Here is a 25,761-nt window from a genome sequence, read left to right on the forward strand (position 1 = left end):
CCGGGGACTCGGACGCGCCGGTCGAGTCGTCCAGGGCACCGGGGCGCGGCCGCCCTTCGCGGCGACCGCACGGGAGTGAAAGATGACCACTCATGAGCGCATTCCCCACCGAGCCGTCGGCCTGGCTCCTGCTGGCGCTGGGCGCGGCCCTGGTCGGCTTCGCCAAGACCGGGTTCGGCGGCGTCGCCTCGCTGGCGATCCTGCTGTTCGCGACGGTCATCCCGGCCAAGGAGTCGACCGGGGCGCTGCTGCCGGTCTTGATCGTGGCCGACTTGTTCGCGATCCGCTTCTACCGCCACCACGTGGAGTGGCCGGTGCTGGTCGGGCTCGCCCCGTGGGTCGTGGCCGGTGTCGGGGTCGGCGCGGTCGTGCTGTGGTTCGCCGACGACTCGCACATGCGCGTCGTGATCGGGACGATCCTGCTGGCGCTGCTGGCGATGCAGGTCTACTCGAAGCTCCGCCCGAGTCCGGCGGAGGCGAGGCCGCCGAGCGGGCTCGCGCGCAGGAGCGCCGCCGCCGGAGCCGGGGTCGCGGCCGGGGCGGCGACGATGGTCGCCAACGCGGCCGGGCCGGTCATGGTGCTCTACCTGATGCTGTCGGGCTTCTCGAAGCTGCGGTTCCTGGGGACGATGGCGTGGTTCTTCTTCTCGGTGAACCTGTTCAAGGTCCCCTTCAGCGCCGCCCTGGGCCTGACCACCTGGCACACGCTCGCGCTGGCCGCGGCGCTGGTCCCCGCCGTCGCCTTGGGCGCCTTCGCGGGCCGGGCGCTGGTGCACCGGGTCGACCAGCGCCAGTTCGAGATCGCGACGCTCGTGCTCTCGGGAGTGGGCGCGGGGCTGCTCATCATCTGAGCGGGGCCGCGCCCGCGCGTGGAAGGATTGGTCGTGCCTCCCGGCGAATCCCGGTTCGGCGGCGGCCCGCGGAGTCCCTCTTATCTGGAACGGTGGTTGGAGATGTCAGCGACGCCGATCATTCCCGGGTTCTACCCCGACCCGACGATCTGCCGGGTCGGGGACGACTACTACCTGGCGAACTCGAGTTTCGAGTACTTTCCCGGCGCGCCGATCTTCCACAGCCGCGACCTGGTGACCTGGCGTCAGATCGGGAACATCCTGGACCGGCGCAGCCAGTTCGAGCGCGGCGACGGCCGCCCCTCCGGCGGGATCTACGGCTCGACGCTGCGCCACCACGGCGGCCGGTTCTGGTTCGTCACCACCAACGTCGGCGGCTCCGAGCCGGGCCAGACGATCGTGACCGCCGCCGATCCGGCCGGGTCGTGGAGCGAGCCGGTGTTCGTCCGGGAAGCGCTCGGCATCGACCCCGACCTTTGCTGGGACGAGGACGGCGAATGCTTCCTGACCTGGAAGGGGACGGTCGCCGGTGGCGAGGGCGACGGGATCTTCCAGGTCCGCCTCGACCCCGAGACCGGGATGTTCAAGAGCGAGCCCTACCCGGTCTGGCAGGGCCTCGGCCTCCACGCGCCCGAGGCCCCGCACCTGTACCGGATCGGCGAGCGGTGGTACCTGATCCTGGCCGAGGGCGGCACCGAACGCGGGCACACCGTCACCGTCGCGCGCGGCGAGAGCCCGGCCGGGCCGTTCGAGCCGTGCCCGGACAACCCCGTGTTCAGCCACCGCAGCACCCCGCACCCGGTGCAGAACACCGGCCACGCCGACCTGGTCCAGACCCCCGAGGGGGAGTGGGCGGCGGTCTACCTGGCGGTGCGCCCGCTCGGGTTCACCCCGCACTTCCACGTCCTGGGCCGCGAGACCTTCCTGGCCGGGGTCGACTGGGTCGACGGCTGGCCGGTCTTCGACGAGGAGCGCCACCGGGCGCCCGGGGCCGACACGGCCTTCACCGACGACTTCACCGGGCCCGGTCTCGATCCCCGCTGGGTCGCGCCGGGAGCCGAACCCGACTCGATCGCCCGGCCGCACCCCGACGGGGGACTGGAACTGCGCGACGCCCCGGACGGCGCCCCCGGCCTGCTGAGCGCGCGCGTCCGCGACCTGAGCTGGAGGGCCGAGGCGGTCCTGGCCGGGGCCGGGCGCTTCCAGGTCGGGATCGACGACCGCCACTGGTACGGGCTGACCTGGGAGGACGGGCAGGTGCGCGCCGAGGTCCGCATCGGCGGCCTCCTCCACCGGCTCGGCTCGGCCCCGTGCCCGGAGGAGCGGTCGGTGCTGCGCATCGAGGCGTTCCGGCCCGAGTCCGAGGGCGTCTTCCCCACCCGCGTCGGCCCGGATGAGATCGTGCTCGCCTTCGGCGACGGCGAGGCGTTCGAGGAGCTGGGGCGCATGGACGGCCGCTACCTGTCCACCGAGGTCGCCACCGGCTTCACCGGGAGAACGCTCGCGGTCTCGGCCGCTGCCGCGCCTTCCCGGGTCCTCTCGGTGGGGTACGAGCCGACGGCCTGACCGGCGCACCCGGCGGAATAGATGACAGATCACGTATGTTCCTGTGGTAGACAGCCGATCCGCGACGACGGGAAGCGACCATGAACAGCCCAGCGACACTCCAGCGGACCCTGAACCGGGTCGACGACAGCCAGCGCCTGGGCCCGGACTCCCAGGTCGACGACAAGGCGATCGCGTTCGCCCCGGCCGACCCGGCCCTGACCGACCCGTTCCTGATCATGGCCGAGGACTGGTTCTCCGAACCCGGCTTCGAATGGCACCCGCACCGCGGCCTGGAGACGGTCACACTCGTCGTCGACGGCGTGCTCGAACACGGCGACAACCTCGGCAACGCCGGGGCGCTCGAGCCGGGCGAAGTGCAGTGGATGACCGCCGGACACGGCATCATCCACCGCGAACTGGCCTACCGCAACGAGCACGCGCACACGATGCAGCTGTGGCTCAACCTGCCCAAGTCCAAGAAGATGACCGCCTCGCGGTACCAGGACCTCACCCGCGCGACCATGCCGCAGATCCACGCGCCCGGCGCCGTCATCGACGTCCACGCCGGCACCGTCGGCGGCGTCAGCGGCCGGGCCGAGACCCACCAGTCGGTGCAGGGCCTGCTCGCCACCCTCGACCCGCTCGCCTCCTACGAACTGACCGTCCCCGCCGAGCACCGCCTGTTCGCCCACGTCGCCGCCGGGCCGGTCCTGGTCGGCGGCCGCGAGCTCGCCGCCGGGCAGATCGGCTGGTCCGACCCGGTCGGCGCGGCCGAGACCACGACCCTGCACCTGTCGGTCCCCGACGGTGACGCGCCCGCGCGGGTCATGGTCTACAGCGGCACGCCGCTGCGCGAGCCGGTCGCCTTCGGCGGCCCGTTCGTGATGAACACCAGGTCCGAGATCAGCGAGGCGTTCCGCGACTTCCACGCCGGGGCCTTCGGCGACGTGCCGCGCCGGGCCCGGCTCGACTTCGACCTCTGAGCGGCCGAAACGCGCGAACCCGGACCTCGGTGCCGAAGCGGGGCGATTCCGGGTGTGGACAGGTCCCAGCCACCGGTACTAGCCGGCGTACCTGTGGGTAGTGTGGGACCAAAACCCTTCCAGAGCACCGTGGAACAACTAGTCCGGAAGGATCTCCATGTCTGACGAGCATGACCACAACGACGGCGCACTGGAAACCGGCGACGAGCCGCGCTGCCCCGTGAACCACGGGCGGGCCCCGCTCCCGTCCCAGGGCGGCGGCAACCGAGGCTGGTGGCCCGATCGCCTCAACCTCAAACTGCTGGCCAAGAACCCGGCCGAGACCAATCCGCTCGGCGAGGACTTCGACTACGCCGCGGCCTTCGAAAGCCTCGACCTGCCCGCCGTCAAGCGGGACATCGCCGAGGTCCTCACCGACTCCCAGGACTGGTGGCCCGCCGACTTCGGCCACTACGGCCCCCTGATGATCCGCATGGCCTGGCACAGCGCCGGAACCTACCGCATCAGCGACGGCCGCGGCGGCGCCGGCGCCGGGCAGCAGCGGTTCGCGCCGCTCAACAGCTGGCCCGACAACGTCAGCCTCGACAAGGCCCGCCGCCTGCTGTGGCCGGTGAAGCAGAAGTACGGGCAGAAGATCTCCTGGGCCGACCTGATGATCCTCACCGGCAACGTGGCACTCGAATCGATGGGCTTCAAGACCTTCGGCTTCGGCGGCGGCCGCGAGGACGTCTGGGAACCCGAGGAGGACGTCTACTGGGGCCCCGAGACGACCTGGCTCGAAGACGCCCGCTACAGCGGCGACCGCGAACTCGAGGAACCGCTCGCGGCCGTCCAGATGGGCCTGATCTACGTCAACCCGGAGGGCCCGAACGGCGAGCCCGACCCGATCGCCGCCGCCCGCGACATCCGCGAGACGTTCCGCCGCATGGCCATGAACGACGAGGAGACCGTCGCCCTGATCGTCGGCGGCCACACATTCGGCAAGACCCACGGGGCCTCCCCCGACGACGGCGTCGGCCCCGAACCCGAAGGGGCCCCCATGGAGGCGATGGGCCTGGGCTGGAAGAACGCCCACGGCACCGGCACGGGCGCCGACGCGATCACCAGCGGCCTCGAAGGCATCTGGACAGGCACCCCGACCAAGTGGGACAACAGCTTCCTGGAGATCCTGTTCGGCTACGAATGGGAGTTGACCCAGAGCCCGGGCGGGGCGCACCAGTGGCGGCCCAAGGACGGAGCGGGCGCCGGAACCGTGCCCGACGCGTACGACCCGTCCAAGAAGCACGCCCCGACGATGCTGACCACCGACCTCTCACTGCGCTTCGACCCGGTCTACGAGCCGATCTCGCGGCACTTCCTGGAGCACCCGGACGAACTGGCCGACGCCTTCGCGCGCGCCTGGTTCAAGCTGACCCACCGCGACATGGGCCCGATCGTCCGCTACCTCGGCCCCGAGGTGCCGGACGAGCAGCTGATCTGGCAGGACCCGCTGCCCGCGGTCGACCACGAGCTGATCGCCGCCGACGACGTCGCCGGACTCAAGGCCCGCGTCCTTGCCTCGGGCGTCGAACCCGCCGACCTGGTGTCCACCGCGTGGGCCGCGGCCTCCTCGTTCCGCGGCAGCGACAAGCGCGGCGGCGCCAACGGCGCGCGCATCCGCCTCGAACCGCAGAACGGCTGGGAGGTCAACGAGCCCGAACGGCTCGCGGTCGTCCTGAGCGCGCTCGAAGGTGTCCAAGCGGAGTTCAACGCCGCCCAGACCGGCGGCAAGCGCGTCTCGCTGGCCGACCTGATCGTCCTCGGCGGGTCCGCCGCCGTCGAGCAGGCCGCCGCGAACGCCGGCTTCGACATCGAGGTGCCCTTCGCGCCCGGTCGCGCCGACGCCACCCAGGCGCAGACCGACGTCGAGTCGTTCGCACCGCTGGAGCCGGTCGTGGACGGCTTCCGCAACTACCTCGCCAAGGACCTGCCGGTCCCGGCCGAGTTCGCGCTGGTCGACAGGGCCAACCTGCTGACCCTGACCGCGCCGGAGATGACCGTCCTCATCGGCGGCCTGCGCGTGCTGGGGGCGAACTTCCAGGGCTCGGAGCTCGGCGTGCTCACCGACCGGCCCGGGACGCTGACCAACGACTTCTTCGTGAACCTGCTCGACATGGGCACGACCTGGTCGCCGACCTCCGAGGACTCCCAGACCTTCGAGGGCCGCGACGCGAAGACCGGTGCGGCCAAGTGGACCGGCAGCCGTGCCGACCTCGTCTTCGGCTCCAACTCCGAGCTGCGGGCGGTCGCCGAGGTCTACGCTGGCGACGACGCGAAGGAGAAGTTCGTGCGCGACTTCGTCGCCGCCTGGACCAAGGTCATGAACCTCGACCGCTTCGACCTCGACTGACAACCGACGCGATCACGGCGGCGGAGCCTCACCGGCCCCGCCGCCGTCGCCCGTCTCTTCCCGGCCCGCCGGGCGCCCCGAACACGGCCCGCCGCGCGTCCGGGACGTCCTCGGTGTAGACCACGACCGAGCCCGCGACCAGGTCGTGGATGCCTCTGCGGTTCGTCCGATCCGCCAGCACGTACATCGCGTTGAGCCAGAATCCGATGACGGTCAGCCACAGCATCCAGTACACGACGGTGCGCGCCAGCGCCCGCCCGAACGGCAGCGGCCCTCCGTCGTCGATCCGCACGACCCTGATCTTCATGGCCCACTTGCCCGCCGTCGTCCGCCCCCCGGCGGTAAGGCCCGCCTCGTACAGCGGGACCCCGACCACCAAGCCGACCAGGACACCGATGAACGCGACGGAGCCGAAACTGTCGCTCTCCGCCTCCGAGTTCGCGAGCACCGCCGGGATGCTCAACACGCAGCCGAGGAGCGCGATGAGCCCCAGCACGGCGATCCCGTCGACGAGCCGCGCCACGATGCGGAGCGAGTAGCTGGAGAGCGGAGGCGGGAGCTGTTCGGTCACCGCTCGAGGCTCTCACCGGTCTGCCGGGACCGGTCCCGACCGTTCAAAGCCGCTTGCGACCCTAAGCCTGGAACAGGACCGCCGTGCTCGGTGCGCTTCGGGCGGACGGCGGGCCAGCACCGTGCCCGACCCCAGGCGCCTGGCACCTGAAGCTTCGTGCTCAGCGATCAGTGTCGGTTGTCGCATCGGCCGGGCACGATCGAACCGGGGGACTCGGTGCGGCGACACTCCCGACCGCGGGGCACGGAGCGGCCCGATCCTTTTGCAGCCGTGTGGGTCCGGTGCCGAATGTGAATGTCTTCGCCCCGGTCGGGTGATGCGGGCCGGGCTTGAACCGGGGATAATAGAGATACGCACAGGGATATGGCATTCGATCAGGAGTCGGACAGGTGTAAGCAGACTGCGACAAGCCTCTGGCCGAGCCGGCAACCTGACCGATGCCGAGACCACCGGCCCCGCAGTAGCAGACGGGCCCGGAACGGTCTCAACCCCACGTGCTATCGGGTCCCGCAGCGTTCTACGCCGAACCCGGCGTGATTGGGTGGGAGACGGCCCGGTCGGGATCACCCCGACCCGGCGGCGAGTGCTCCGAACGAGGCACACCGCGTGGAAGCGGCGCAGGGCCGACCATAGCCTGAGCCGCGCGCGCATCACCGCCACCGCTGACCGGGCCACCGCGCCCGTCCAGCGATGAGCCCTGCCCGCGCCAACCGGCCGCGAGCAGCACCACCACCGAGACTGAAAGGAGGCACCGGACAGGCCGAGGAGCGTCTTCGTCCTCCGGTCAGTCCCACCGGGCGAGCGCAGCACCGGCTACCGGCCAGGACCGACTGCGTTGCTGCCGGACCGGCCACCGGCCAGAATCGACCGGGCCCGAGCAGCACCTGCGACGGCAAATAGCCGACACCGGTCACGGGCTGGACCGACCGCCTACAGCAGCAGTTTCCCACACCCGGAACGGAGGTGAGACCGCCATGACCGACGCCACGGACACGCTCCCACCCCGGCCGGTACCGTCGGCGCCACCGCGCAGCCGAGCGGCTCGCACTCGCCCGCGCGCCGTCGAGGCCGCCGGTCGCCGGCCCGCCCGGCACACGCCACCGGCACCGAGCCAGGCCCCGGCAACTCCCCGGGCGTAGTGCGAGCTAGATGGTGCCGTCGGCTCGGACATCGTAGGAGGTGACCACGCCGTCTCCGTATCGCCGGTACTTGATGCCCCTGCTGTCGATGCTGTTCAGGGCGGCGCAAGAGGGGCATCTGACTGCGGTGAAACTCTGGTACCGCACGCCGTCCTCCCATTCGTGCTCACAGTTGCCGCAGCGCACACCGACGATGAAGTTATCGCCGCTGCCGTTGTCGATGGCGACGAAACCGGCCGCACCGGTCACCACGCCGATGATGTCGCCCTTATGATCGGCAGCGGCGACGTTCCGTTGCCATGGGAGCAGGTTCTCCAGGTACAAGCCATCGATATCCTTGCCCCAGTTGCCGTTCGGGGTTTCGACTACGTAATAGATCAGTTCGCGGACCACATCGATCTCGTCACGCAGGTACTGCTTGGCCTTCTCGGTGTCGCTGCCCCGGAACACGTAGTAGGTGCCGCTGGCATTGCGCAGACTCCCGTACCCGGGTTCCAGCCCGGCCGCGGCCTGCTTCGCCTCGGCCGCTTCGGCTTCGGCGCGGGTCGCGAAGACGATCGGCCCGGCGTCATCGGAGCGGCGCTTCTTGAACCAGCCCATGTGCTCTCCTCGGGGAAGGTCTGACAGGTGAGTCGAAACTAGCCCGGGAGCCGCGAGAGGGGTCCCGGCTTCAGGTCGTGGTCGGCCGGTCCGGGCCGGTCCCGGCTGCTCAGGGGAGCTTGCGGCCCCACGCCTGGAACAGGACCGCCGTGGTCGGCGCGCCGAGCATTCGGACAGCCGGTCTGCGGCCCGCCAGCCATGCCGCGAAGTCCACTATTGACGGCCTGATGCCGCGCAGTTCCAGTTCCACTCCGTGCCCGGCGCACTCGGCGACCAGCTCGTCGCGGTCGACCAGCAGATCCGGGTCGTGGACGCCGCGCGGGGCCAGGCCCCGCAGCCGCTCGGCCACGCCGATCGCGATGAGCCGGCACAGCAACGTGTCCGCGAGAGTGTCGATCACCACCAGACCGCCGGGACGCAGCAGGCGGCACGCCTCCGACACCGCCAGCGGCAGATCCGGGACGTGCTCCAGGATCTCCCCGGCCGCCACCACGTCGGCGCACCCGTCCGCCAACGGAACGGCCAGCACGTCCCCGCGCACCGCCGCCACCCCCTGCTCGGCGGCCAGCGCGACCGCGCTCGGCGACCGGTCCACCCCGATATGCCGGTACCCCTTGCCCTCCAAGCGCGGCGCCAAGAGCCCGGCCCCGCACCCCAGGTCCACCAGCACCGCACCCGGCCGCGGCGCAGGCGGAATCATCTCGGCCCGAGCGGCGGCCAGCCAGTGCAGCATCGCGAACTTCCCGCGCGGCCGCCACCACTCGTCCGCCAGCTCCTCATAGAGCGCAGGGTCATTGGGCACCGGTCGCTTCCTTGGCCGCGCGGCGGTTCCGCCCATCACCCCAGGATGGCACACTTGCGGATGTGCGGCTGACTCTGGCGGGGACCTGGGCTCTGGCCCGCTCCTGCCATCCGCTGCCCGCGCTCGGGGTCACGGCCGTGGCCGCCGGGCTCATCGCCGGTACGGGCCGGCCGGTGGCCGCCGCGTTCGCCGCGACCGCGGCCGTCCTGGCCGGACAGTTGTCCGTCGGCTGGCTCAACGACCTGGTCGACGCGCCGCGGGACGCCCAGGTCGGGCGCCCCGGGAAACCGGTGGCGGCGGGGGAGATCGGCCCCGGGCCCGTGCGGGTCGCCGTGGCGGCGGCCGCCGTCGCCGCCGTGGTCCTTTCTCTGCTGTCCGGGCTCGCCGCAGGAGGGGCCCACGTGATCGCCCTCGTCTTCGCCTGGGCCTACGACCTCGGCGTCAAGGCCACCGCGCTCTCGGTGCTGCCGTATGCGGTCTCGTTCGGACTGCTGACGGCGTTCGTCTCGCTCGGCGCCCCCGGCGGGGCGTTCCCGCCGATCTGGCTGTTCGCCGCCGGGGCGGCCCTGGGATGCGGAGCGCACTTCGCGAACGTCCTGCCCGACCTGGACGACGACGCCGCCACCGGCGTGCGCGGCCTGCCGCACCGCTTGGGGCCCAACGCGAGTCAACTCATCGCCGCCGCGCTGGTGCTGACCGCCTCGGTCCTGCTGGCCTTCGGTCCGCCCGGCCCGCCCTCGGCCCTGGCGCTGGCGGCAGTGCCGGTCTCGGCGGCGGTGCTGGCCGCCGGTCTCATCTTCGGCCGCAGGCCGCGCTCCCGAGCGGCCTTCCACGCGGTGATCCTGGTGGCGCTCATCGACGTCGCGCTGCTGCTGGGAACCGGCGTGCCCGTCGCCTGACGCGGCCGGTCCTTGCCGAAGCCCTGATTCCGGAGGACACTCGACAGAGCGCGACGACCCACCCCCCGAGGAGTGAGCGCCAATGGCGACAACGGAAACGCTCGAGGACGAACGACGTGCGCTGACCCTGGCACGGGAACTGTCTCCGCGCCTGGCCGAGCGCGCGGCCGAGCACGACCGGCGGGGCCTGTTCCCCGAGGACGATTTCGCCGACCTGCGCGAAGCGGGCCTGCTGGGCCTGATGGTCCCCTCCCGCCTCGGCGGCTTCGGGGCCTCCTTCGCCGGATACGCCCGCGTGGCCGCCGAACTCGGGCGCGGCGCGGGCGCGACCGCGCTGGTGTTCAACATGCACGCCTCGGTCACCGGCGCCCTGGCCCAGACCCCCGACGAGCTGGTGCGCTACCTCGGCGCCCCCGACCGCTACTTCGCCGCCCGAGACAAGGCCCTCGCCGACGCGGCCGCAGGCGCGCTGTACGCGGTCGCCATGAGCGAGCGCGGCACCGGATCGCGGCTCTCGCGGACCCGCACCGCCTACCGGGCCACCGGCAGCGGCTACCGGATCACCGGCAGCAAGGCGTTCGTCTCCGGCGCCGGGCACGCCGACGCCTACCTGGTGACCGCGCGCGACGCCGAAGCCGAGGACCCGAAGGTCTCCTACTTCCTCGTCCCGGCCGCGGAGGGCGTCCGCGTCGAGCAGACCTGGGACTCGCTGGGCATGCGCGCCACCGGAAGCCACGACGTCCACTTCGACGTCGAAGTCGGACCGGACGCGCTCCTGGGCGGCAAGGAGGGCCTGACGCTGATCCTGGCCGAGGCCATGCCGCAGTGGCTGGTGGCCTCCTACTCCGCGGTCTACGTCGGCGTCGCCCGCGCCGCCGTGGACGCCGCCGCCGAGCACCTGCGCGAACGCGGACTCGGCTCGCTCGCCGGAGCGCGCGCCCGCCTCGGACGCGCCGACGCGGCGGTGGCCGCCGCCGAACTGGCCGTGGCCGAAGCCGCCGCGCGCATCGACTCCCACCCCGGCGACGAGGACACCAACCTGTGGGTCTGGCGCGCCAAGCTCCTGGCCGGAGACACCGCCTCCCAGGTCGCCTCCTCCCTGCTGGAGGCCGCCGGGACCTCCGCGAGCCGACGCGGCCACCCGCTGGAGCGGACCTTCCGCGACGCCCGCTGCGGCGCACTGCAACCGGCCACCTCCGACGTGTGCGCCGACTGGCTCGGCGTGGCCGCGCTCGGCGACGACCCCGACGGCGACGCCCAGGTGCCGCGGTGGTGACCGCCAGGATCGCCGGACTCGGCACGGCCCTGCCTGCGGCCTACGAACAGGACCTGCTGTGGCGGAACGCCTTCCGCGAGCACTTCTCCGGCAACCGGATCGCCAAGCGGGTCTTCGCCGACGCGGGCGTGGTCCGCCGCCACTCGGTGACCGACCCGGCCGAGTTCCAGGCCGTCACCACCTGGTCCACAGGAGAGCGGATGCGCCGCTTCATCGAGCGGGCGCCGCCGCTGGGCCTGAGCGCGGTTCGCCAGGCCCTGGCCGACGCCGAGACCGACGCCGAGGAGGTCGGACTGATGGCCGTCGTCTCGTGCACCGGCTACGGCACCCCCGGGCTCGACATCGAACTGGCGCGCTCGCTCCCGCTGTCCCCGGACGCGCGGCGGCTGCTGGTGGGCCACATGGGCTGCCACGCCGCCATCCCCGGACTCGGCGCGGCCGCCGAATACGTCCAGGCCCGATCCAGGCCCGCGGTGCTGCTGTGCCTGGAGCTGACCTCGCTGCACCTCCAACCGCCGTCGAGCGAGATCGAGCAGATGATCACCCACGCCCTGTTCGCCGACGCCGCGGCCGCGATCGTGCTGCGGCCCGGCGACGAGGGACCCGGCCCGCGCGTGGTCGACTTCGCCGCCCGCACCGACACCGCCAAGAGCGACCACATGACCTGGCACGTCACCGACCTCGGCTTCCGCATGGGCCTGTCACCGCGGGTGCCCGACGTCCTCGGGGAGCACATCGGACCGGTGGTGAAGGACCTGCTGTCCCGGAACGGACTCGAAGTGTCCGATGTGGGCTCCTGGGCGGTGCACCCCGGCGGGCCCAGGGTCCTCGACGCGGTCCGCGACGGACTCGACCTCGACCCCTCGGCGCTCGAAGCATCCCGCACCGTCCTCGCTGAACACGGCAACTGCTCCTCGGTCACCGTCATGCTGGTGATCCGGGAACTGCTCGAGCACGGCCCGCCGCCCGGACCGATGGTGGCCGTGGCCTTCGGCCCCGGCCTGACCTTGTACGCCGCGCTCCTCCAACCGTGATGCCGCCCGCGAGTCCGCCGACCCCACGGCCGCCGAATCGGAGGAAAGCGGATTGACTCGCCGGACCGGTACCCGCATGATCGGTATCCGTGACTCCAGCGAAGCAGACCCTGATCCGGGCGGCCGCCCGCAACAACGCCGGATGGTGCGCGGCCGTCGCCCGCTCACACGGCACGGCGAGTGAGTTCGGGCCGCAGGCGTGGACCGCCCCGGCCCGTACGCCCCAGTTCTACCCGGACGCGGTGACGCTGGCGCCCCGCGCCGACGTCCGAGCCCTGGTGGACCGCATCGACACCGCCGCGCCCGGCGCCAGCGTCAAGGACAGCTTCGCCGACCTCGACCTGACCGGACACGGCTTCACCGTTCTGTTCGAAGCACAGTGGATTCACCGCCCGGCCGGACCGCCCGACACCCCGCCGCAATTCGCGTGGAGCGCGGTACGCGACCCGGAGACACTGCGGGAATGGGCGCTGGCCTGGGCCGACGACGGTCCCGCCACCGAAATCTTCCGCCCCGGGCTGCTGGAGGACCGGGACACGGCCGTGATCGCGGGGCGATCGGCCGACGGCTGGATCGCCGCGGGCGCGGTGGCGAGCCGCAGCGCCACGGTCGTGGGCGTCTCCAACCTCTTCGCGACCGGCGGCGACACCGACTCGGCCTGGCCGGTCGCACTGGAGGCCGCCCACACGCTGTTCCCCGGTCTGCCCGCGGTCGGCTACGAGCACGGCGACGACCTCGCCTCGGCCCGCCGCCACGGATTCGAACCGATCGGCCCGCTGCGGATCTGGCTCCGCGGACACTGACGCCCCCGCCGGGCGGCGATCCGACCAGCGGTCCCGCCGCGCCGACCGGTCAGGCGTGGGAGCAGCAACCGTCGTGGCACGCCTCTTCGGTCTCGGCCTCGCGGCCGGTCGGCAGGGCGGGGGAGCAGCAGGCATCGCCCTTCCACGCCTCGCGGCCCTCCTTGACCGCGACGGCTGCGATCACCAGGGCGGCAGCCGGGTCGGCCCACCAAAAGCCGAAGATGCTGTTGGCGGCCAAGCCGATCAGGACCACCGCCGACAGATAGGTGCACAGCAGGGTCTGCTTGGAGTCGGCGACGGCGCTGGTGGAGCCGAGTTCGCGTCCGACGCGGCGCTGGGTCAGCGAGAGCGCGGGCATGATCGCCAGCGACACGGCCGCCAAGACCAGGCCGACCGTGGAGTGCTCGGGTTCGGCGGCGCCGAAGAGGGTGCGAAGGGCTTCGATCGTCACATAGGCCGCCAGCGCGAAGAACGAGATGGCGATGACGCGCAGGGCGCGGTGCTCCCGGGCCTCGCGGACCTCGGGGTCGATCGCCGAGAACTGCCAGGCGACGGCGGCGGCCGAGGAGACCTCGACCAGGGAGTCGAGGCCGAAGCCGATCAGGGCGGCCGAGGAGGCGATCGTGCCGGCCCAGATGGCGATGACGGCCTCGACGAGGTTGTAGGCGATGGTGGCCGCGACCAGCAGCCGCACCAGCTTCGTGAGGCGGCGACGCCGGGCGTCGGTGAGCGGGGCGAGTGTCGGGGCCGCCATCAGCAGCAGTCCTCGCCGTCGGCGGCGTCGCAGGCGGCCGGGTCGACGGCCAGGACCGTGCCGAGCAGGTCGGTCAGGGCGTGGGTCAGGCGAGGGTCGGCCAGTTCGTAGCGGGTGCGCCGGCCTTCGGGGGCGGCCACGACCAGGCCGCAGCCGCGCAGGCAGGCCAGGTGGTTCGACAGGGACTGGCGTGAGACGCCGAGCAGCTCGGCGAGCTCGGCCGGGTAGCCGGGGGCCTCGCGCAGCGCGAGCAGCAGGCGGGCGCGGGTCGGATCGGACAGGGCGTGCCCGAATCGGGCGAGGACCTGTCCGTGGGTAAGGGTTTCCATGAATACAACAGTACACGGAATCGTGTATTCAGCAAGCAATGTATCAAACGGTTGCAGGATATGGCGAGATCGACGGCGACTGAAGCGCTCATGTGGCGCGAGAACCTGACATAACCTGCGTGATCCGCGCGGAGAATCCTCGAATGCGTAAGCAATCGTTTGCTGGATTGCTATTGACTCGTGGAAAGCCCTCTTCTTAGACTCATTCGCATACCTCAATGTCGAGGAGAGGAACGACATGTCTCGAAGAAGAAGAGTGAGAGTGGCGCTCGTGGCCGGGTTGACCGGCCTGGTCACCGCCTCCGCAGCCTTGTTCGCCCTGAACACGGCCCACGCAGGCCCGGTCCGCTACGAGGCCGAGTCCTCGTCGGCCAGCTGCGACGGCGAAATCGAGTCCGAGCACTCCGGTTACTCCGGCGACGGCTACTGCAACACCGAGAACGCCTCCGGCGCGGCGGCCGAGTTCACCATCAGCGCCGACCAGTCCGGGACGGCCACCGTTGACATCCGGTACGCCAACGGCGGCTCCTCGGCCAGAAGCGCCGACGTCGTCGTCAACGACTCCTCGGCGGCGACCGCGTCCTTCGCGTCGACCGGCGCCTGGACCGGCTGGGAGACCGAGTCCCTGACCGTGCCGGTCAACGCGGGCGACAACACCGTACGCCTGGCGGCCACCGGTTCGGAGGGGCTTCCCAACATCGACTATGTGGACGCCGAGGGCCCCGCCGGCGGTTCCGAGGCGGTCCGCTACGAGGCCGAGTCCTCGTCGGCCACCTGCGACGGCGATATCGAGTCCGAGCACTCCGGATACTCCGGCACCGGCTTCTGCAACACCGAGAACACCTCCGGGGCGGCGGCCCAGTTCACCATCGACGGCGCCTCGGCGGGCACGGCGACCCTCGAGATCGGGTTCGCCAACGGCGGCTCGGACGGCCGACCGGCCGACGTGGTGGTGAACGGCTCCACCATGGACTCGCTCGCGTTCGGATCCACCGGCGGTTGGGCGAACTGGTCCACCGAGTCCGCGAGCGTGCAGCTCAGCTCCGGCACCAACACCGTCCGCCTGGTCGCCACCGACTCCGCGGGCCTGCCGAACATCGACTACCTGGACTCTTCGACCGGAAGCGAACCGGACGACCCGACCACGCCGGACGACCCCACGACTCCGCCGCCCACCGGTGACGAGCTCTTCGTGGACCCCGGCGGGAGCGACGACGCCTCGGGCTCCGAGTCCGACCCGACCACGCTGACCTCCGCGATCGAGCGCATCGAGGCCGGCGGGACGATCTACATGCGCGGCGGCACCTATGACTTCTCGGAGACGGTGCACATCGAGCCGGGCAACGACGGCGACTCCGGCGACCGCACCGAGCTGTTCGCCTACCCCGGCGAGACCCCGGTCCTGAACTTCTCGGCCCAGTCCGAGGACTCGGCCAACCGCGGCCTGGCCATCGGCGGGGACTGGTGGCACCTCTACGGCCTCATCGTCGAGCACGCCGGTGACAACGGCATCCTCCTGGGCGGCAACGACAACATCATCGAGCGGGTGGTGACCCGGTTCAACCACGACACCGGCCTCCAGCTCTCGCGGTACACCGCCGGGGCTCCGAGCTCCGAGTGGCCCTCGAACAACCTCATCCTCTCCTCGGAGTCGCACGACAACGCCGACTCCGACGGCGAGGACGCCGACGGGTTCGCCCCGAAGCTGACCACCGGCCCCGGGAACGTCTTCCGGTACTGCGTGGCCCACAACAACATCGACGACGGCTGGGACCTCTACACCAAGACCGACACCGGTCCGATCGGAGAGGTGACCATCGAGGACTCGCTGTCGTACGAGAACGGCACGCTCTCGGACGGCACCCAGAACTCATCGGGCGACCGCAACGGCTTCAAGCTCGGCGGCGAGGACATTGGTGTCGACCACGTCATCGAGCGCAACATCGCCTTCGACAACGGCAAGCACGGGTTCACCTACAACCGGAACCTGGGCTCGATGACCGTCAACGACAACCTGAGCATCGGCAGCGAGGAGCGCAACTACAACTTCGACGGCGGATCCTCGGCCTTCACCGGCAACACCTCCTGCGACAGCGGCTCGACCGACCGCATCATCGGCGACGACGCCGGAGGTAACCAATGGTGGGACGGGTCGAACGGATCCAGATGCTCCCAGTACTCCGGTTCACTGGACTGGAGCTTCCAATCCGACGGAACCCTCGTGGTCACCATAGGAGGCGACCAGGTCGACCTCTAGCCGCGACCACCCGATGAACCACCGGGCGGCCCGTCCCAGAACCAGGACGGGCCGCCCGGCTTTACTCTGCCCGTCCCCGCTCACCGGCGGTTCCGGCCCGCCGGAACCGGGCCGGAACGATTTCGGAACGCCGCCGGGCCAAGTTCGGTCCTGCAACCGCAAGGCGCGATCCGAAGGGAACTGACATGGACGAGAACCTGAACCTGGCGATCATCATCGGCTCGATCCGCGAGGGCCGCCTCGGAGCCGCGATCGGCGAGTGGTTCGCCGACCGGGCCAAGGCCGACGGCCGCTTCCAGGTCGACCTGATCGACCTGAGGGAATCGGGCCTGCCCGACCGCCTGGTCGAGACCGAGGAGCAGATCCCGGCGTGCGTGACCGACCTGGGCGAGCGCCTGCGCGCGGCCGACGCCTACGTCATGGTCACCCCCGAGTACAACCACTCGTACCCGGCCTCGCTGAAGAACGCCATCGACTGGTACTTCGACGAATGGCAGGCCAAGCCGGTCGGGTTCGTCTCCTACGGCGGCATCTCGGCCGGGCTGCGGGCAGTCGAGGCCCTGCGCCTGGTCATGCCCGAGCTGCACGCGACGACCGTCCGCGATGTCGTGTGCTTCCCCAACGTCTGGGAGCACATGGACGAGAGCGGCGCGCTGGCCCAGAACGAGCGTTCCGACGAGGCCGCCTCCAAGCTCCTGAGCCAGGTCGAGTGGTGGGCCGCCGCCCTCAAGCGGCAGCGCGAGGCCGCCCTCTACGCCGCCTGAATCCACCAGACCCCAAGGCGGCGGTCCGCTGCGAGTCCGCGCCGACCCCGAGCGGCGACCGCAGCGGACCGCCGCCGCTCCACCAGCCTCGATGCAGAAGAAGGAGTCCGACCTATGAACGCTTCGACCGAAGAGCCCGCCGCTCCCCACCGCCGCTGGTGGGCACTGGGCTTCGTCCTGGCCGGAAACCTGGCCGTGTTCACCGCCGTGACCATGATGAACGTCGCCCTTCCCGCGGCGCAGGCCGAGCTCGGCCTGTCCGACAGCGGGCGAGGATGGGTGGTGACCATCTACTCGCTGTGCTTCGGCGCCTCCATGCTGCTGGGCGGCCGGATCGCCGACCTGATAGGACTGCGGACGGCGATGGTCGCCGGGATGATCGGCTTCGCCGCGGCCTCCCTGCTCGGCGGCCTGGCCGGGGACCAGGGGGTGCTGCTCGCCGCGCGGGCGGCGCAGGGCGCCTCGGGCGCGCTGGTCGCGGCCACCGCGCTCGCGCTGATGTCGGTGATGTTCACCGGCGGGGCGGACCGGGCCCGCGCGTTCGCCGTGTTCGGCACCGTCATGGGCGCGGGCACCGCCGTCTCCTTCGCGGTGGCCGGCGCGTTCGTCGACGCCCTGACATGGCGCTGGTGCCTGCTGATCAACATTCCTGTCGCGGTGGTCGTCGTCGCCGGTCTGCTGCGCACCGCTCCGGCACGTCGGGAAGCGCGAGGCGGCCGCATCGACCTGCCGGGCGCGGCCCTCGTCACCGCAGCCATGGCGCTGCTGGTCATCGGCCTCAATCGGGCACCCGAGGCGGGCTGGTCCGACCCGTCCATCCCCGTCCTGCTGGTGGCGGCCGCAGGACTGCTCATCGCGTTCGCGGTCGGCCTGCGCCGCTCGAAGCACCCGCTCGTCCCGCCGCGGGTGCTGGCCGACGGACGGCGCGCCGCGGCCTACCTGGCGGTGCTCACCGTCGGCATCGGGGCGTTCGCGGCCATGTACATCCTCACCATCTTCCAGCAGGAGGTCCTGGGGTTCAGTGCGCTGGTCACGGGGCTGGGTTTCGTTCCGTTCGGGGTGAGTGCCCTGCTCACCTCCGGTCTGGTCTCGCGCTGGAGCGATCGGGTCCGTCCCGGGGTGCTGATGGCCGTCGGGCTGGCGGCGGTGGCCGCCGCGATCGGCTCGTTCGCGCTGACCGGGTCGGACACGGGCTACTTCACCGGGATTCTCCCGGTGATGGTCCTGGTCGGCGCCGGAGCCACGGTGGTGATGGTGGTCGGATCCGACCAGGCGACCCGGAGCGCCGGGAGCGATTCAGGGGTCGCCAGCGCGATGGTCAACTCCTCGCAGCAGCTCGGCGCCGCGATCGGCACGGCCCTGCTCACCTCGATCCTGACCGCCGCCGCACGCGGCCGGGTCGAAGCCGGAGACGGAGAACTGGAGGCGTCGCTCCACGGATACGGGGTGGCCGGAGTGGTCGGAGCCGGGGTGCTGCTGGCGCTCGCGACGCTGGTCCTGGTAATGAGCCGCACCGTGGACCCGGCCTCGGACGCGGACGAAGCGCTCGTCCAGGGCCGGGCCTGAGCTCCGGGAACGGAATCGTCCATGCGGAGAGCGCTAGTCGATCTCCTTGAAGGTCGCGGTGTGGATCTGGCCGGTGCGGCCGCTGCCCTCGGGGAAGGACCAGAAGGCGGTGACCGTGGAGTTCTTGAAGTCCATCACGTGCGTGACCGCGGTCCCCGAGATCTCGTTCCAGCCGAGCAGGTACATCTTGCGGCCGACCTCGGCCGCGTGCACCCTGACGTCCTCGCTGGCCCCCTCGGTGGCGCCGTCGATCTCCCGGTAGCGGAGCGTGTTCCCCTCCGGGCCATAGGTGTTGCGGAAGACGACGCCGTCCTCCATATGGAGTTCGAAGGTCTTCCCCGCGAACGCGAAGTCGCTCATGTCCGGTCTCCCTCCTCGATCGGGCCCGTTCGCGGCGCCTGCGGCGGCCCGCTGCCCTCCACCCTAGGAGCCCGGCGGCCCGCGGACCGGCGATTCGGCGACCGCCCCCGCCTCGGCCGGAGGCGGTCGCCGGGCGGTGACGCAGGTCCCACCGGACCGGTATTGAATGAAGATGCAAGATGGTGCATACTCATACCTATGTCAAAAGTTCTCTCCGCCCTGCCTGTCGGTGAACGTGTCGGGATCGCCTTCTCCGGCGGCCTCGACACCTCGGTCGCGGTCGCCTGGATGCGCGAGAAGGGCGCCGTGCCCTGCACCTACACCGCCGACATCGGCCAGTACGACGAGTCGGACATCGAATCGGTGCCCGACCGCGCCGCCGACTACGGCGCGGAGATCGCCCGCCTGGTCGACTGCCGGGCCGCGCTGGTTGAGGAGGGGCTCGCCGCCCTGGCCTGCGGCGCCTTCCACATCCGGTCGGGAGGCCGGACCTACTTCAACACGACCCCGCTCGGCCGGGCCGTCACCGGCACGCTGCTGGTCCGCGCGATGCTCGAAGACGACGTGCAGATCTGGGGCGACGGCTCGACCTTCAAGGGCAACGACATCGAGCGGTTCTACCGCTACGGGCTGCTGGCCAACCCCGCCCTGCGGATCTACAAGCCGTGGCTGGACTCCGATTTCGTCACCGAGCTCGGCGGGCGCACCGAGATGTCCGAATGGCTGACCGAGCGGGACCTGCCCTACCGCGACAGCAAGGAGAAGGCGTACTCTACCGACGCCAACATCTGGGGCGCCACCCACGAGGCCAAGGCCCTCGAACACCTCGACGCCGGCATCGAACTGGTCGATCCGATCATGGGTGTGCGGTTCTGGGACCCGGCCGTCGAGATCGAGACCGAGGACGTCTCGATCGGCTTCGAGCAGGGCCGCCCGGTGACCATCAACGGCAAGGAGTTCGGCACCGCCGTCGACCTGGTCATGGAGGCCAACGCCATCGGCGGCCGCCACGGACTGGGCATGTCCGACCAGATCGAGAACCGCATCATCGAGGCCAAGAGCCGCGGGATCTACGAGGCCCCGGGCATGGCGCTGCTGCACCACGCCTACGAGCGGCTCGTCAACGCCATCCACAACGAGGACACCCTCGCGATCTACCACAGCGAAGGACGGCGGCTGGGCCGGCTGCTGTACGAGGGCCGCTGGCTCGACCCGCAGGCGCTGATGATCCGCGAATCGCTCCAGCGCTGGGTCGGCACCGCCGTCACCGGCGAGGTCACGCTGCGGCTGCGGCGCGGCGAGGACTACTCGGTCATCGACACCTCCGGCACGGCGTTCAGCTACCACCCGGACAAGCTGTCGATGGAGCGCACCGAGGACTCGGCGTTCGGCCCGTTCGACCGCATCGGCCAGCTGACCATGCGCAACCTCGACATCGCCGACTCCCGCGCCAGGCTCGAGCAGTACGCCGGCATCGGCATGGTCGGCAGCGGCCACCCGACGATGATCGGCGCGGCCCAGGCCGCCTCGACCGGCCTGATCGGCGCGATGGACGAGGGTGGCGCGTCGGCGATCGCCTCCCGAGGCCAGGCCCCCAGCGAGGACTGGCTCGACCACGCCGCCATGGAGTCGGGCAACGACTGACCGGCGAAGACCTACGGACGGGCGGGGCGCGAAGCACCCCGCCCGCCGCCGTCACATGTCGCGGAACTCGGGACGTCCCGAGAAGCGGTAGACCGAGGCGACCGCGCCGCCGGGCTTGGGGGAGCTTTCGACCAGCTCCCAGGCGGAAGGGTTGAGACCCGTCTCGAAGATCCGGCGGCCCTTGCCGAGCACCACCGGGTAGGTGACCAGCTGGAGCTCGTCCACCAGATCGGCGTCCAGGAGCGTCTGCACCAGGTCGGAGCTGCCGGGCACGAGGATCTCGCCGCCCGGTCGCGCCTTGAGCTCGCGGACCCCGGCGGCCGCGTCGGGTCCGATCCAGTGGCAGTCGTCCCAGGTGAACTCCGGCTCGGTGTGCGAGGCGACGTACTTGGGCGGGTCGTTGACCAGCGACTTGAACGGCTGGGTCTCTTCGGGGGCGTCGGGCCAGTAGGACGAGAAGATGTCGTAGGTCCGGCGGCCCAGCAGGAGGGCGGTCGCGCGCCGATACCAGGTGGCGATGGCCTCGCCGGTCTCCTCGTCCATGAGCGGCCCCTGCCAGCCGCCGAGGTCGAAGCCGCCCTCGTCGTCTTCGTCGCTGCCGCCGGGCGCCTGCATGACGCCGTCGAGGGTGATGAAGGTCTGGACACTGAGTTTCATGGTGATCCTCCGAGATCGTGATATCCGTGTACACCCCTCAGTCGATCGGGACGGGGCAGATTCGACAGCGGAACCGGAGAAATCTCGGAAGAGGCGCGGGCGCGAGAACGGGTCACCGTATTCGGCCCCCGGCGAGGCGGGGACCAGGCGGGCCGGACCGGCCCGCCTGTCCTGACGGGTCGGTGTCGACGACCCGACATACCCCTACCATTCGGCGGTAATAACCCATAATATTCGGGTGTTCCCAACCCCGGGAGACGCCCATGTCGTTAGTCGAAGAAGCACAGGGCCATGTGAGTGCAGCGAAATCGCCGCTGGAGACCGTGGCCGCCAACGTCGCCCAAGCACATGAGGTGACCGACAAGCTCGCCGCCGAGAGCCGCGAGCGCGGCTATGACGCCAAGGCCGGACAGGCCGCGGCGATCAGGGACGCGCTCGGCGAACTGCACACCGTCCTGACCGACTCATCGAGCACCCTCGACGACGTGCACGCCAAGCTCGACGCGCTGAAGGGTTTAGTGGCGGCCGGCGGCGCCGGCCGCGCGAGCCCCGCACTCAAGGCCGGTCCGCCGCGGCTCCGGGACTTCGCGCCGCAGCGGCCGGCGGCGGACGGGACCAAGGCGGTCGAGCGGCTCGGCTGGCCGCGCAATGCCGAGGGGCGCATCTCGGCGCGCGGGCTGCTCTACGACCGCGACGGCCGCCCGCTCATCGAGAAGCCGTTGCGGGCCGTCAAGCGTGGCCCGGCCGCCGACGGGTCGGACCTGGTTGAACCGTGGCGATCCGACGAGCGGTACACGCCGCGCTGGCACGTCGAGGGCCACACGGCCGCATGGATGCGCCGCAACGGCGTGACCGAGGCGAGCCTGTACCTCAATACGCCCCCGTGCGGCGGCCCGGCGCCGGGCGGCGAGGCCGACCCGCTCCGCTGCGAAGCGAACCTCGCTCACCTGCTGCCCCGGGGCACGAAACTCCACATCCACTCCGTCGATGAGCAGGGGAGAACCCGCTCGAAGTCCTACACTGGCACCGGGGAGGCGCTCCGCGATGACCGATGAAGCCGAGATCGAGCAGTGGGCTGTCACGACCGATACCTGCTTTGAACGCGAGCTATTGGCTCATTGGGACTCACCGCCGGACGGCGAGTCGATCGAGGAGCACGCCCACCGGCTCGGTCTGCGCCCCGACCCCGAACGAGGGCAGGTGAACTCGATCTTCCTGCTCACGACCGAGTCCGGGAGGGCGGTGCTGATGTGGGAACCTGGTCCGGTCCGAGAAGACCATGCCGACGAGCCCGAAGACCTCGACGACGCCGACAACCCGTGGATGTGAGCGATGAGTACTGCGGTCGAGCGAAGTCGGCCGGGGTTCGGAGCGGCCTCAATTTTGCTCTGACGTCCGTTCCTCGAGGATGGCGAGGTCTCTTTCGGCATAGAGGCGGTGCTCCCACTCCTCGTTGAGGACGATCAGGAGGCACTCCCGGACCCAATAGGTGCCGGGGTCCGGCCAGCCCGGCCCGTGGACCGGCTCTGTCTCGGTGACCAGGTACTCGTCGGTCAGGCCGTCGACGACCGATCGGACCGTCGACATGCGGTCCCGGCGAAGCTCCAGAACCTCATCGAGGGACGGCCGGGCCTCGCGATCGCGTGGCACGACCCCAGGCATGTCCTCCATGCCGTCCCATGGGAGGTCGAGCGGATGCCATGGTGACGGGTCGCCGAGGATGGCCCTCTTGACCCAGGAGTCGGTGGCGAAGGCGAGGTGGCGCAAGGTATCGATGAACGACCATTCGCCGTCCACGGACTCGTGCAGGAGTTCCGGTTCCAGGCGGCGGGCGCGGGCTACGGTGCCGTCCCAGAGCCGTTCGACCGTGTCCCAGGCTAGACGGAACACTTGGGCGTCCTCAGGGCGCATCTTGGCGCGGTCGGGGTACCGCCGGTCGAGCTCGGCCTCGACGTAAGGGCGGACCTCGACGCCGTTCACCGTCAAGCGACCGATCTCGCCGTAGATGTCCAGGTCGACCATTTCGACGCCGCGCATCACTACGCGGTTCAACCAGACGTCTCGAAAACGGGTGTCGGTCATGCCGCTCATCTGGATCTCGGCAGCGTCGAACTTGACGTGTTCGAACCGGGCGCCGGAGAGATCGACACGCTCGAATTGCGCGCCTGTCAGGTCCTTGTCCTTGAAGTCAGGCATGCGGTGAGAGTAGCGTTCGACCCCGACAGAAAGGGCGGGAAGCGGCCGCCGAACGGCGGTTTTGGACGAGGCGGCGAGTCGGAGGCGGGCCGGAACGACGAAGCGGCCCTCCGCCTCGAAAGGTGGAAGAGCCGCTGCGTTGGGGCGAGATGCCTGGTCGCGTAGTGGTGGTCCTGCCGGTGGGGCCGACAGGTGCCGTTAGGCGGCGCGCTTCAGCGCCGCGAAGTCCTCTGCCGAGAGATCGAAGATCGGCGAGTCCCCGCCCAGCTTCGAGTCCCGCACCTGGAACTCCGCGCCGTCGTAGCGAACCTCGACGCAGTTCCCGCCGTTTCCCTGCGAGCGGCTCGACTTCTGCCACCCGCTCCACTCGAATCTTTGCACTGCCCGGTCCTCCATTTCCGGCCTTCAGGTCATGGTCGGTTCTGGCTCAGCGCCCTTCGTGGCTGAGCAGGGCGACCCATTCGGCGGGGGAGACGTCGAGGATCGGGGACTCGGCCCCAAGTTTGGTGTCACGCACCTCGAAGCGGTCGCCATTGAGACGGACCTCGACGCAGTCGCCGTTGGCTTGGCTGCTAGAGCGGCTTGATTTGCGCCACTCGGATTTCATCTCAGATACTCCTCTACTGGAACGGATCTGTCGCAAGCTGACGAGAACGTCTGCTCGTACATAGACACTAGTTGGGGCTGCTCGATGTAACGACAGCCGTCTGCCGCGTCCATGAATACGAACGGAGGAGTCTCGTCCCCTGGGTAGAGCAGGTTGAACGCGCCTGATGCGGCTGCGTGTACCCTCGTGATGATCTTGATCTCCGCGCTACCCCGGGCCGCCACCTCTCGGAGTCGGTTCAGCTGCCCTTCCCGGACCTCCGGCGGCATCTCACCTAGGTAGTCGATTGCCGCCCGGCCGATGAGGAACTGGATTTCCGGCAGCGGTGACCGGTTGTAGAGGAGCTTCTGCCGGTGGGTTCGAAGTGCCCGCCATGATTCGGCGACTTCATCGGGCATCTCGAGATACGCATCCTGGAGTTCGCGAAGATACTCCGGTGTTTGCAGCAGCCCCGGGATCACCTCGGTCTCAAGGACCCGAATCTGGAGCGCAACTTGCTCGGTCTCCAGGAACAGCGGGATCTTCGGCCTGGAGGTTTTCTCCGCGCCGATATCGAAGTAGGGCTCCCACCAGCCCCGTTCCTTCCCCCGAACAGCGAGAGTCGTCAGGTGGCTCAGCTCGGCGCCTTTGATGCAGTACAACTCGCAGAGCTTCTCGACCACCATCGACCTTGTGGCCTGGGTTCCCTCCTCGATTCTCTGGATGGTCTGTCCGGAGTAGCCGATCTCGCGCCCGGCTTGGGCCCTGGTGAGACCGTTGGACTCTCGATGGCGTTCGAGCGCTCGGCCGAGGCTTCGCCTGGCGATGGTTGGCTGTGACGCTGTCATGTAGGCAGAGTCTCACGCTGAGTTCCGTAGATCAACCTTCCACGCCGGAGGCTCCAAAACGGATTGGGCGTTTCCTCTTCTCAGGTGCTTGCTTTCCGCCCTACCGTCGAGAGGTGGCCGAACTTCGGCCGCGGATAGACGCGGGTCGCCGCTTCGCCTGGAAACGTACGGCGACCCGCTTCCGCCAACAGAGAGGATTCCTCCGATGACGACAAGACCGAGCCTACGAGACGGCCACGCGAACCGATCGAGCCGACTCGGCCTCGATCGCGGTGACTTCAGCGACGGAGTCCGCAACTTCACCGTCCGGGCCTCCTGCGTCGATGCCCCGGACTCGTTCCAGGTCTACGCGGACGGGAACACCACCGAGGTCGTCCTGGTCATCTCCGGCCTGAACTCCGGCGAGCTCCGCGCCACCTGGGGCCCGCAGTGGCGCACCGCCTCCGAGTCCTGGCGGGACTGGTTCGAGGCCAGCGCCTTCATGGTCTTCCACAACGGAACCCGCCCCGATTTCGGAAGGGGGCGCACCTGCAATGGCTGAAGCCGACATGATCGACTCCTATATGTGCGAGTTCCGGCGCGGCCCGGCCGTCTTCGTCGTCTTCCGGTTCGACCCCGACTCCTACCGGGTCGACTGCGATGACGGCAACGGCCCGTCCCAGGTCTGCCGCATTCCCGCCGACGCAACCGAGGCGATCCGCTGGCACGGGCCCTGGAACGGCGACCGCTGGTGCTCCTGGATCGCGGCCGAGGCCCGCAAGGTCATCGCCAACCCCGATTAGCCGACCGGGTGAGCCTGCGGGGCCGGTCGATCGGTGGGGATTCGACCTGCCCCGCGATGACCCGAAACGGTGCCTACCGGTGGCCCTCGGGACGCTTGTCCCCCCCCGCGTCCCTCCTAGGTC

27 protein-coding genes are annotated in these 25,761 nt (G+C 70.4%); 16 read left to right on the forward strand and 11 right to left on the reverse strand.

Features of this window, described 5'->3' with window-relative positions; genetic code table 11:
• The first annotated feature begins 92 nt into the window (after window positions 1–92).
• The 4 genes from JFB92_RS04900 (at window position 93) to katG (ending at window position 5,771) form a co-directional block, all read left to right on the forward strand.
• The gene (locus JFB92_RS04900) at window positions 93–851 is read left to right on the forward strand and encodes a sulfite exporter TauE/SafE family protein (RefSeq protein ID WP_199035433.1); all 759 of its coding nucleotides are present in this window, start codon (window positions 93–95) and stop codon (window positions 849–851) included.
• A 102-nt stretch (window positions 852–953) separates the two neighbouring features.
• Window positions 954–2,417, forward strand: a complete 1,464-nt coding sequence (locus JFB92_RS04905) for a glycoside hydrolase family 43 protein (protein WP_199035435.1) — start codon at window positions 954–956, stop codon at window positions 2,415–2,417.
• A gap of 80 nt (window positions 2,418–2,497) precedes the next feature.
• Window positions 2,498–3,382 (forward strand): pirin family protein, encoded by an 885-nt coding sequence (locus JFB92_RS04910; RefSeq protein WP_199035437.1) that lies wholly within the window; start codon window positions 2,498–2,500, stop codon window positions 3,380–3,382.
• 157 nt (window positions 3,383–3,539) lie between these two features.
• Window positions 3,540–5,771, forward strand: a complete 2,232-nt coding sequence (katG, locus tag JFB92_RS04915) for a catalase/peroxidase HPI (RefSeq protein WP_199035440.1) — start codon at window positions 3,540–3,542, stop codon at window positions 5,769–5,771.
• Window positions 5,772–5,799: 28 nt separating this feature from the next.
• Here the strand turns inward: katG and JFB92_RS04920 are convergent, their stop codons facing one another.
• From JFB92_RS04920 to JFB92_RS04930, 3 genes are all read right to left on the reverse strand, one after another.
• Entirely contained in the window at window positions 5,800–6,342 is a 543-nt protein-coding gene (locus JFB92_RS04920) for an RDD family protein (RefSeq protein WP_199035441.1), read from the reverse strand.
• 1,145 nt (window positions 6,343–7,487) lie between these two features.
• The gene (locus JFB92_RS04925) at window positions 7,488–8,081 is read right to left on the reverse strand and encodes a hypothetical protein (RefSeq protein ID WP_199035443.1); all 594 of its coding nucleotides are present in this window, start codon (window positions 8,079–8,081) and stop codon (window positions 7,488–7,490) included.
• Between the two features lie 109 nt (window positions 8,082–8,190).
• Window positions 8,191–8,919: a methyltransferase domain-containing protein gene (locus JFB92_RS04930; protein WP_372451572.1), complete on the reverse strand. Its 729-nt coding sequence runs from the start codon at window positions 8,917–8,919 to the stop codon at window positions 8,191–8,193.
• A gap of 26 nt (window positions 8,920–8,945) precedes the next feature.
• Here JFB92_RS04930 and JFB92_RS04935 point away from each other — a divergent pair, with 26 nt between their 5' ends.
• From JFB92_RS04935 to JFB92_RS04950, 4 genes are all read left to right on the forward strand, one after another.
• Window positions 8,946–9,782, forward strand: coding sequence for a UbiA family prenyltransferase (locus JFB92_RS04935; protein ID WP_199035447.1), 837 nt, complete (start codon window positions 8,946–8,948; stop codon window positions 9,780–9,782).
• A gap of 82 nt (window positions 9,783–9,864) precedes the next feature.
• Window positions 9,865–11,058 carry an acyl-CoA dehydrogenase family protein gene (locus JFB92_RS04940; protein ID WP_199035449.1) on the forward strand — a complete coding sequence of 398 codons (1,194 nt, stop codon included), beginning with the start codon at window positions 9,865–9,867 and terminating at the stop codon, window positions 11,056–11,058.
• Window positions 11,055–12,092 carry a type III polyketide synthase gene (locus tag JFB92_RS04945; protein WP_307789022.1) on the forward strand — a complete coding sequence of 346 codons (1,038 nt, stop codon included), beginning with the start codon at window positions 11,055–11,057 and terminating at the stop codon, window positions 12,090–12,092. The genes JFB92_RS04940 and JFB92_RS04945 overlap by 4 nt, the downstream gene beginning before the upstream one ends.
• 89 nt (window positions 12,093–12,181) lie before the next feature.
• Window positions 12,182–12,895, forward strand: coding sequence for a hypothetical protein (locus JFB92_RS04950; RefSeq protein ID WP_199035453.1), 714 nt, complete (start codon window positions 12,182–12,184; stop codon window positions 12,893–12,895).
• 49 nt (window positions 12,896–12,944) lie between these two features.
• On the opposite strand, the gene JFB92_RS04955 is transcribed toward JFB92_RS04950, so the two are convergent.
• Entirely contained in the window at window positions 12,945–13,649 is a 705-nt protein-coding gene (locus tag JFB92_RS04955) for a cation diffusion facilitator family transporter (RefSeq protein WP_199035461.1), read from the reverse strand.
• The gene (locus tag JFB92_RS04960; protein ID WP_199035463.1) at window positions 13,649–13,978 is read right to left on the reverse strand and encodes an ArsR/SmtB family transcription factor; all 330 of its coding nucleotides are present in this window, start codon (window positions 13,976–13,978) and stop codon (window positions 13,649–13,651) included. The genes JFB92_RS04955 and JFB92_RS04960 overlap by 1 nt, the downstream gene beginning before the upstream one ends.
• A gap of 238 nt (window positions 13,979–14,216) precedes the next feature.
• Between JFB92_RS04960 and JFB92_RS04965 the strand changes: the two genes are divergently transcribed.
• The 3 genes from JFB92_RS04965 (at window position 14,217) to JFB92_RS04975 (ending at window position 18,565) form a co-directional block, all read left to right on the forward strand.
• Window positions 14,217–16,235: a right-handed parallel beta-helix repeat-containing protein gene (locus JFB92_RS04965; protein ID WP_199035465.1), complete on the forward strand. Its 2,019-nt coding sequence runs from the start codon at window positions 14,217–14,219 to the stop codon at window positions 16,233–16,235.
• Window positions 16,236–16,420: 185 nt separating this feature from the next.
• Window positions 16,421–16,999: an NADPH-dependent FMN reductase gene (locus JFB92_RS04970; RefSeq protein WP_199035467.1), complete on the forward strand. Its 579-nt coding sequence runs from the start codon at window positions 16,421–16,423 to the stop codon at window positions 16,997–16,999.
• A gap of 114 nt (window positions 17,000–17,113) precedes the next feature.
• Window positions 17,114–18,565, forward strand: coding sequence for an MFS transporter (locus JFB92_RS04975; protein ID WP_199035469.1), 1,452 nt, complete (start codon window positions 17,114–17,116; stop codon window positions 18,563–18,565).
• A gap of 33 nt (window positions 18,566–18,598) precedes the next feature.
• On the opposite strand, the gene JFB92_RS04980 is transcribed toward JFB92_RS04975, so the two are convergent.
• Entirely contained in the window at window positions 18,599–18,925 is a 327-nt protein-coding gene (locus JFB92_RS04980; RefSeq protein ID WP_199035471.1) for a MoaF-related domain-containing protein, read from the reverse strand.
• Window positions 18,926–19,123: 198 nt separating this feature from the next.
• Here JFB92_RS04980 and argG point away from each other — a divergent pair, with 198 nt between their 5' ends.
• Complete coding sequence (gene argG, locus JFB92_RS04985; protein WP_199035473.1) at window positions 19,124–20,569, forward strand: argininosuccinate synthase; 1,446 nt, start codon at window positions 19,124–19,126, stop codon at window positions 20,567–20,569.
• 51 nt (window positions 20,570–20,620) lie between these two features.
• Here argG and JFB92_RS04990 read toward each other — a convergent pair whose 3' ends face one another.
• Complete coding sequence (locus JFB92_RS04990; protein WP_199035475.1) at window positions 20,621–21,226, reverse strand: dihydrofolate reductase family protein; 606 nt, start codon at window positions 21,224–21,226, stop codon at window positions 20,621–20,623.
• 293 nt (window positions 21,227–21,519) lie between these two features.
• Here JFB92_RS04990 and JFB92_RS04995 point away from each other — a divergent pair, with 293 nt between their 5' ends.
• Entirely contained in the window at window positions 21,520–22,281 is a 762-nt protein-coding gene (locus tag JFB92_RS04995; RefSeq protein WP_199035477.1) for a DddA-like double-stranded DNA deaminase toxin, read from the forward strand.
• Window positions 22,271–22,555 (forward strand): hypothetical protein, encoded by a 285-nt coding sequence (locus JFB92_RS05000; RefSeq protein WP_199035480.1) that lies wholly within the window; start codon window positions 22,271–22,273, stop codon window positions 22,553–22,555. Before JFB92_RS04995 ends, JFB92_RS05000 begins: the two co-directional genes overlap by 11 nt.
• 48 nt (window positions 22,556–22,603) lie before the next feature.
• Here the strand turns inward: JFB92_RS05000 and JFB92_RS05005 are convergent, their stop codons facing one another.
• The 4 genes from JFB92_RS05005 to JFB92_RS05020 form a co-directional block, all read right to left on the reverse strand.
• Window positions 22,604–23,422 carry a DinB family protein gene (locus tag JFB92_RS05005; RefSeq protein ID WP_199035481.1) on the reverse strand — a complete coding sequence of 273 codons (819 nt, stop codon included), beginning with the start codon at window positions 23,420–23,422 and terminating at the stop codon, window positions 22,604–22,606.
• 198 nt (window positions 23,423–23,620) lie between these two features.
• On the reverse strand, window positions 23,621–23,803 hold the full coding sequence (locus JFB92_RS05010; protein ID WP_307789023.1) for a DUF397 domain-containing protein: 183 nt from the start codon (window positions 23,801–23,803) through the stop codon (window positions 23,621–23,623).
• Window positions 23,804–23,849: 46 nt separating this feature from the next.
• Window positions 23,850–24,029 carry a DUF397 domain-containing protein gene (locus JFB92_RS05015; protein ID WP_199035485.1) on the reverse strand — a complete coding sequence of 60 codons (180 nt, stop codon included), beginning with the start codon at window positions 24,027–24,029 and terminating at the stop codon, window positions 23,850–23,852.
• Complete coding sequence (locus JFB92_RS05020) at window positions 24,026–24,856, reverse strand: helix-turn-helix domain-containing protein (protein ID WP_199035487.1); 831 nt, start codon at window positions 24,854–24,856, stop codon at window positions 24,026–24,028. The genes JFB92_RS05015 and JFB92_RS05020 overlap by 4 nt, the downstream gene beginning before the upstream one ends.
• A gap of 205 nt (window positions 24,857–25,061) precedes the next feature.
• Here JFB92_RS05020 and JFB92_RS05025 point away from each other — a divergent pair, with 205 nt between their 5' ends.
• The gene (locus tag JFB92_RS05025; protein ID WP_199035489.1) at window positions 25,062–25,397 is read left to right on the forward strand and encodes a hypothetical protein; all 336 of its coding nucleotides are present in this window, start codon (window positions 25,062–25,064) and stop codon (window positions 25,395–25,397) included.
• The gene (locus tag JFB92_RS05030; protein WP_199035491.1) at window positions 25,390–25,638 is read left to right on the forward strand and encodes a hypothetical protein; all 249 of its coding nucleotides are present in this window, start codon (window positions 25,390–25,392) and stop codon (window positions 25,636–25,638) included. Before JFB92_RS05025 ends, JFB92_RS05030 begins: the two co-directional genes overlap by 8 nt.
• Window positions 25,639–25,761: the final 123 nt, after the last annotated feature.

Source organism: Glycomyces salinus (genome assembly GCF_016428645.1).
GTDB classification, from domain to species: domain Bacteria; phylum Actinomycetota; class Actinomycetes; order Mycobacteriales; family Micromonosporaceae; genus Glycomyces; species Glycomyces salinus.

Bases quoted from the DNA above. Each gene is read 5' to 3' on its own strand.
- JFB92_RS04900 (WP_199035433.1), top strand. From the start codon at position 93: ATGAGCGCATTCCCCACCGAGCCGTCGGCCTGGCTCCTGCTGGCGCTG.
- JFB92_RS04905 (WP_199035435.1), top strand. From the start codon at position 954: ATGTCAGCGACGCCGATCATTCCCGGGTTCTACCCCGACCCGACGATC.
- JFB92_RS04910 (WP_199035437.1), top strand. From the start codon at position 2,498: ATGAACAGCCCAGCGACACTCCAGCGGACCCTGAACCGGGTCGACGAC.
- katG (WP_199035440.1), top strand. From the start codon at position 3,540: ATGTCTGACGAGCATGACCACAACGACGGCGCACTGGAAACCGGCGAC.
- JFB92_RS04925 (WP_199035443.1), bottom strand. From the start codon at position 8,081: ATGGGCTGGTTCAAGAAGCGCCGCTCCGATGACGCCGGGCCGATCGTC.
- JFB92_RS04930 (WP_372451572.1), bottom strand. From the start codon at position 8,919: ATGGGCGGAACCGCCGCGCGGCCAAGGAAGCGACCGGTGCCCAATGAC.
- JFB92_RS04940 (WP_199035449.1), top strand. From the start codon at position 9,865: ATGGCGACAACGGAAACGCTCGAGGACGAACGACGTGCGCTGACCCTG.
- JFB92_RS04955 (WP_199035461.1), bottom strand. From the start codon at position 13,649: ATGGCGGCCCCGACACTCGCCCCGCTCACCGACGCCCGGCGTCGCCGC.
- JFB92_RS04960 (WP_199035463.1), bottom strand. From the start codon at position 13,978: ATGGAAACCCTTACCCACGGACAGGTCCTCGCCCGATTCGGGCACGCC.
- JFB92_RS04965 (WP_199035465.1), top strand. From the start codon at position 14,217: ATGTCTCGAAGAAGAAGAGTGAGAGTGGCGCTCGTGGCCGGGTTGACC.
- JFB92_RS04970 (WP_199035467.1), top strand. From the start codon at position 16,421: ATGGACGAGAACCTGAACCTGGCGATCATCATCGGCTCGATCCGCGAG.
- JFB92_RS04975 (WP_199035469.1), top strand. From the start codon at position 17,114: ATGAACGCTTCGACCGAAGAGCCCGCCGCTCCCCACCGCCGCTGGTGG.
- JFB92_RS04980 (WP_199035471.1), bottom strand. From the start codon at position 18,925: ATGAGCGACTTCGCGTTCGCGGGGAAGACCTTCGAACTCCATATGGAG.
- argG (WP_199035473.1), top strand. From the start codon at position 19,124: ATGTCAAAAGTTCTCTCCGCCCTGCCTGTCGGTGAACGTGTCGGGATC.
- JFB92_RS04990 (WP_199035475.1), bottom strand. From the start codon at position 21,226: ATGAAACTCAGTGTCCAGACCTTCATCACCCTCGACGGCGTCATGCAG.
- JFB92_RS05000 (WP_199035480.1), top strand. From the start codon at position 22,271: ATGACCGATGAAGCCGAGATCGAGCAGTGGGCTGTCACGACCGATACC.
- JFB92_RS05005 (WP_199035481.1), bottom strand. From the start codon at position 23,422: ATGCCTGACTTCAAGGACAAGGACCTGACAGGCGCGCAATTCGAGCGT.
- JFB92_RS05015 (WP_199035485.1), bottom strand. From the start codon at position 24,029: ATGAAATCCGAGTGGCGCAAATCAAGCCGCTCTAGCAGCCAAGCCAAC.
- JFB92_RS05020 (WP_199035487.1), bottom strand. From the start codon at position 24,856: ATGACAGCGTCACAGCCAACCATCGCCAGGCGAAGCCTCGGCCGAGCG.
- JFB92_RS05025 (WP_199035489.1), top strand. From the start codon at position 25,062: ATGACGACAAGACCGAGCCTACGAGACGGCCACGCGAACCGATCGAGC.
- JFB92_RS05030 (WP_199035491.1), top strand. From the start codon at position 25,390: ATGGCTGAAGCCGACATGATCGACTCCTATATGTGCGAGTTCCGGCGC.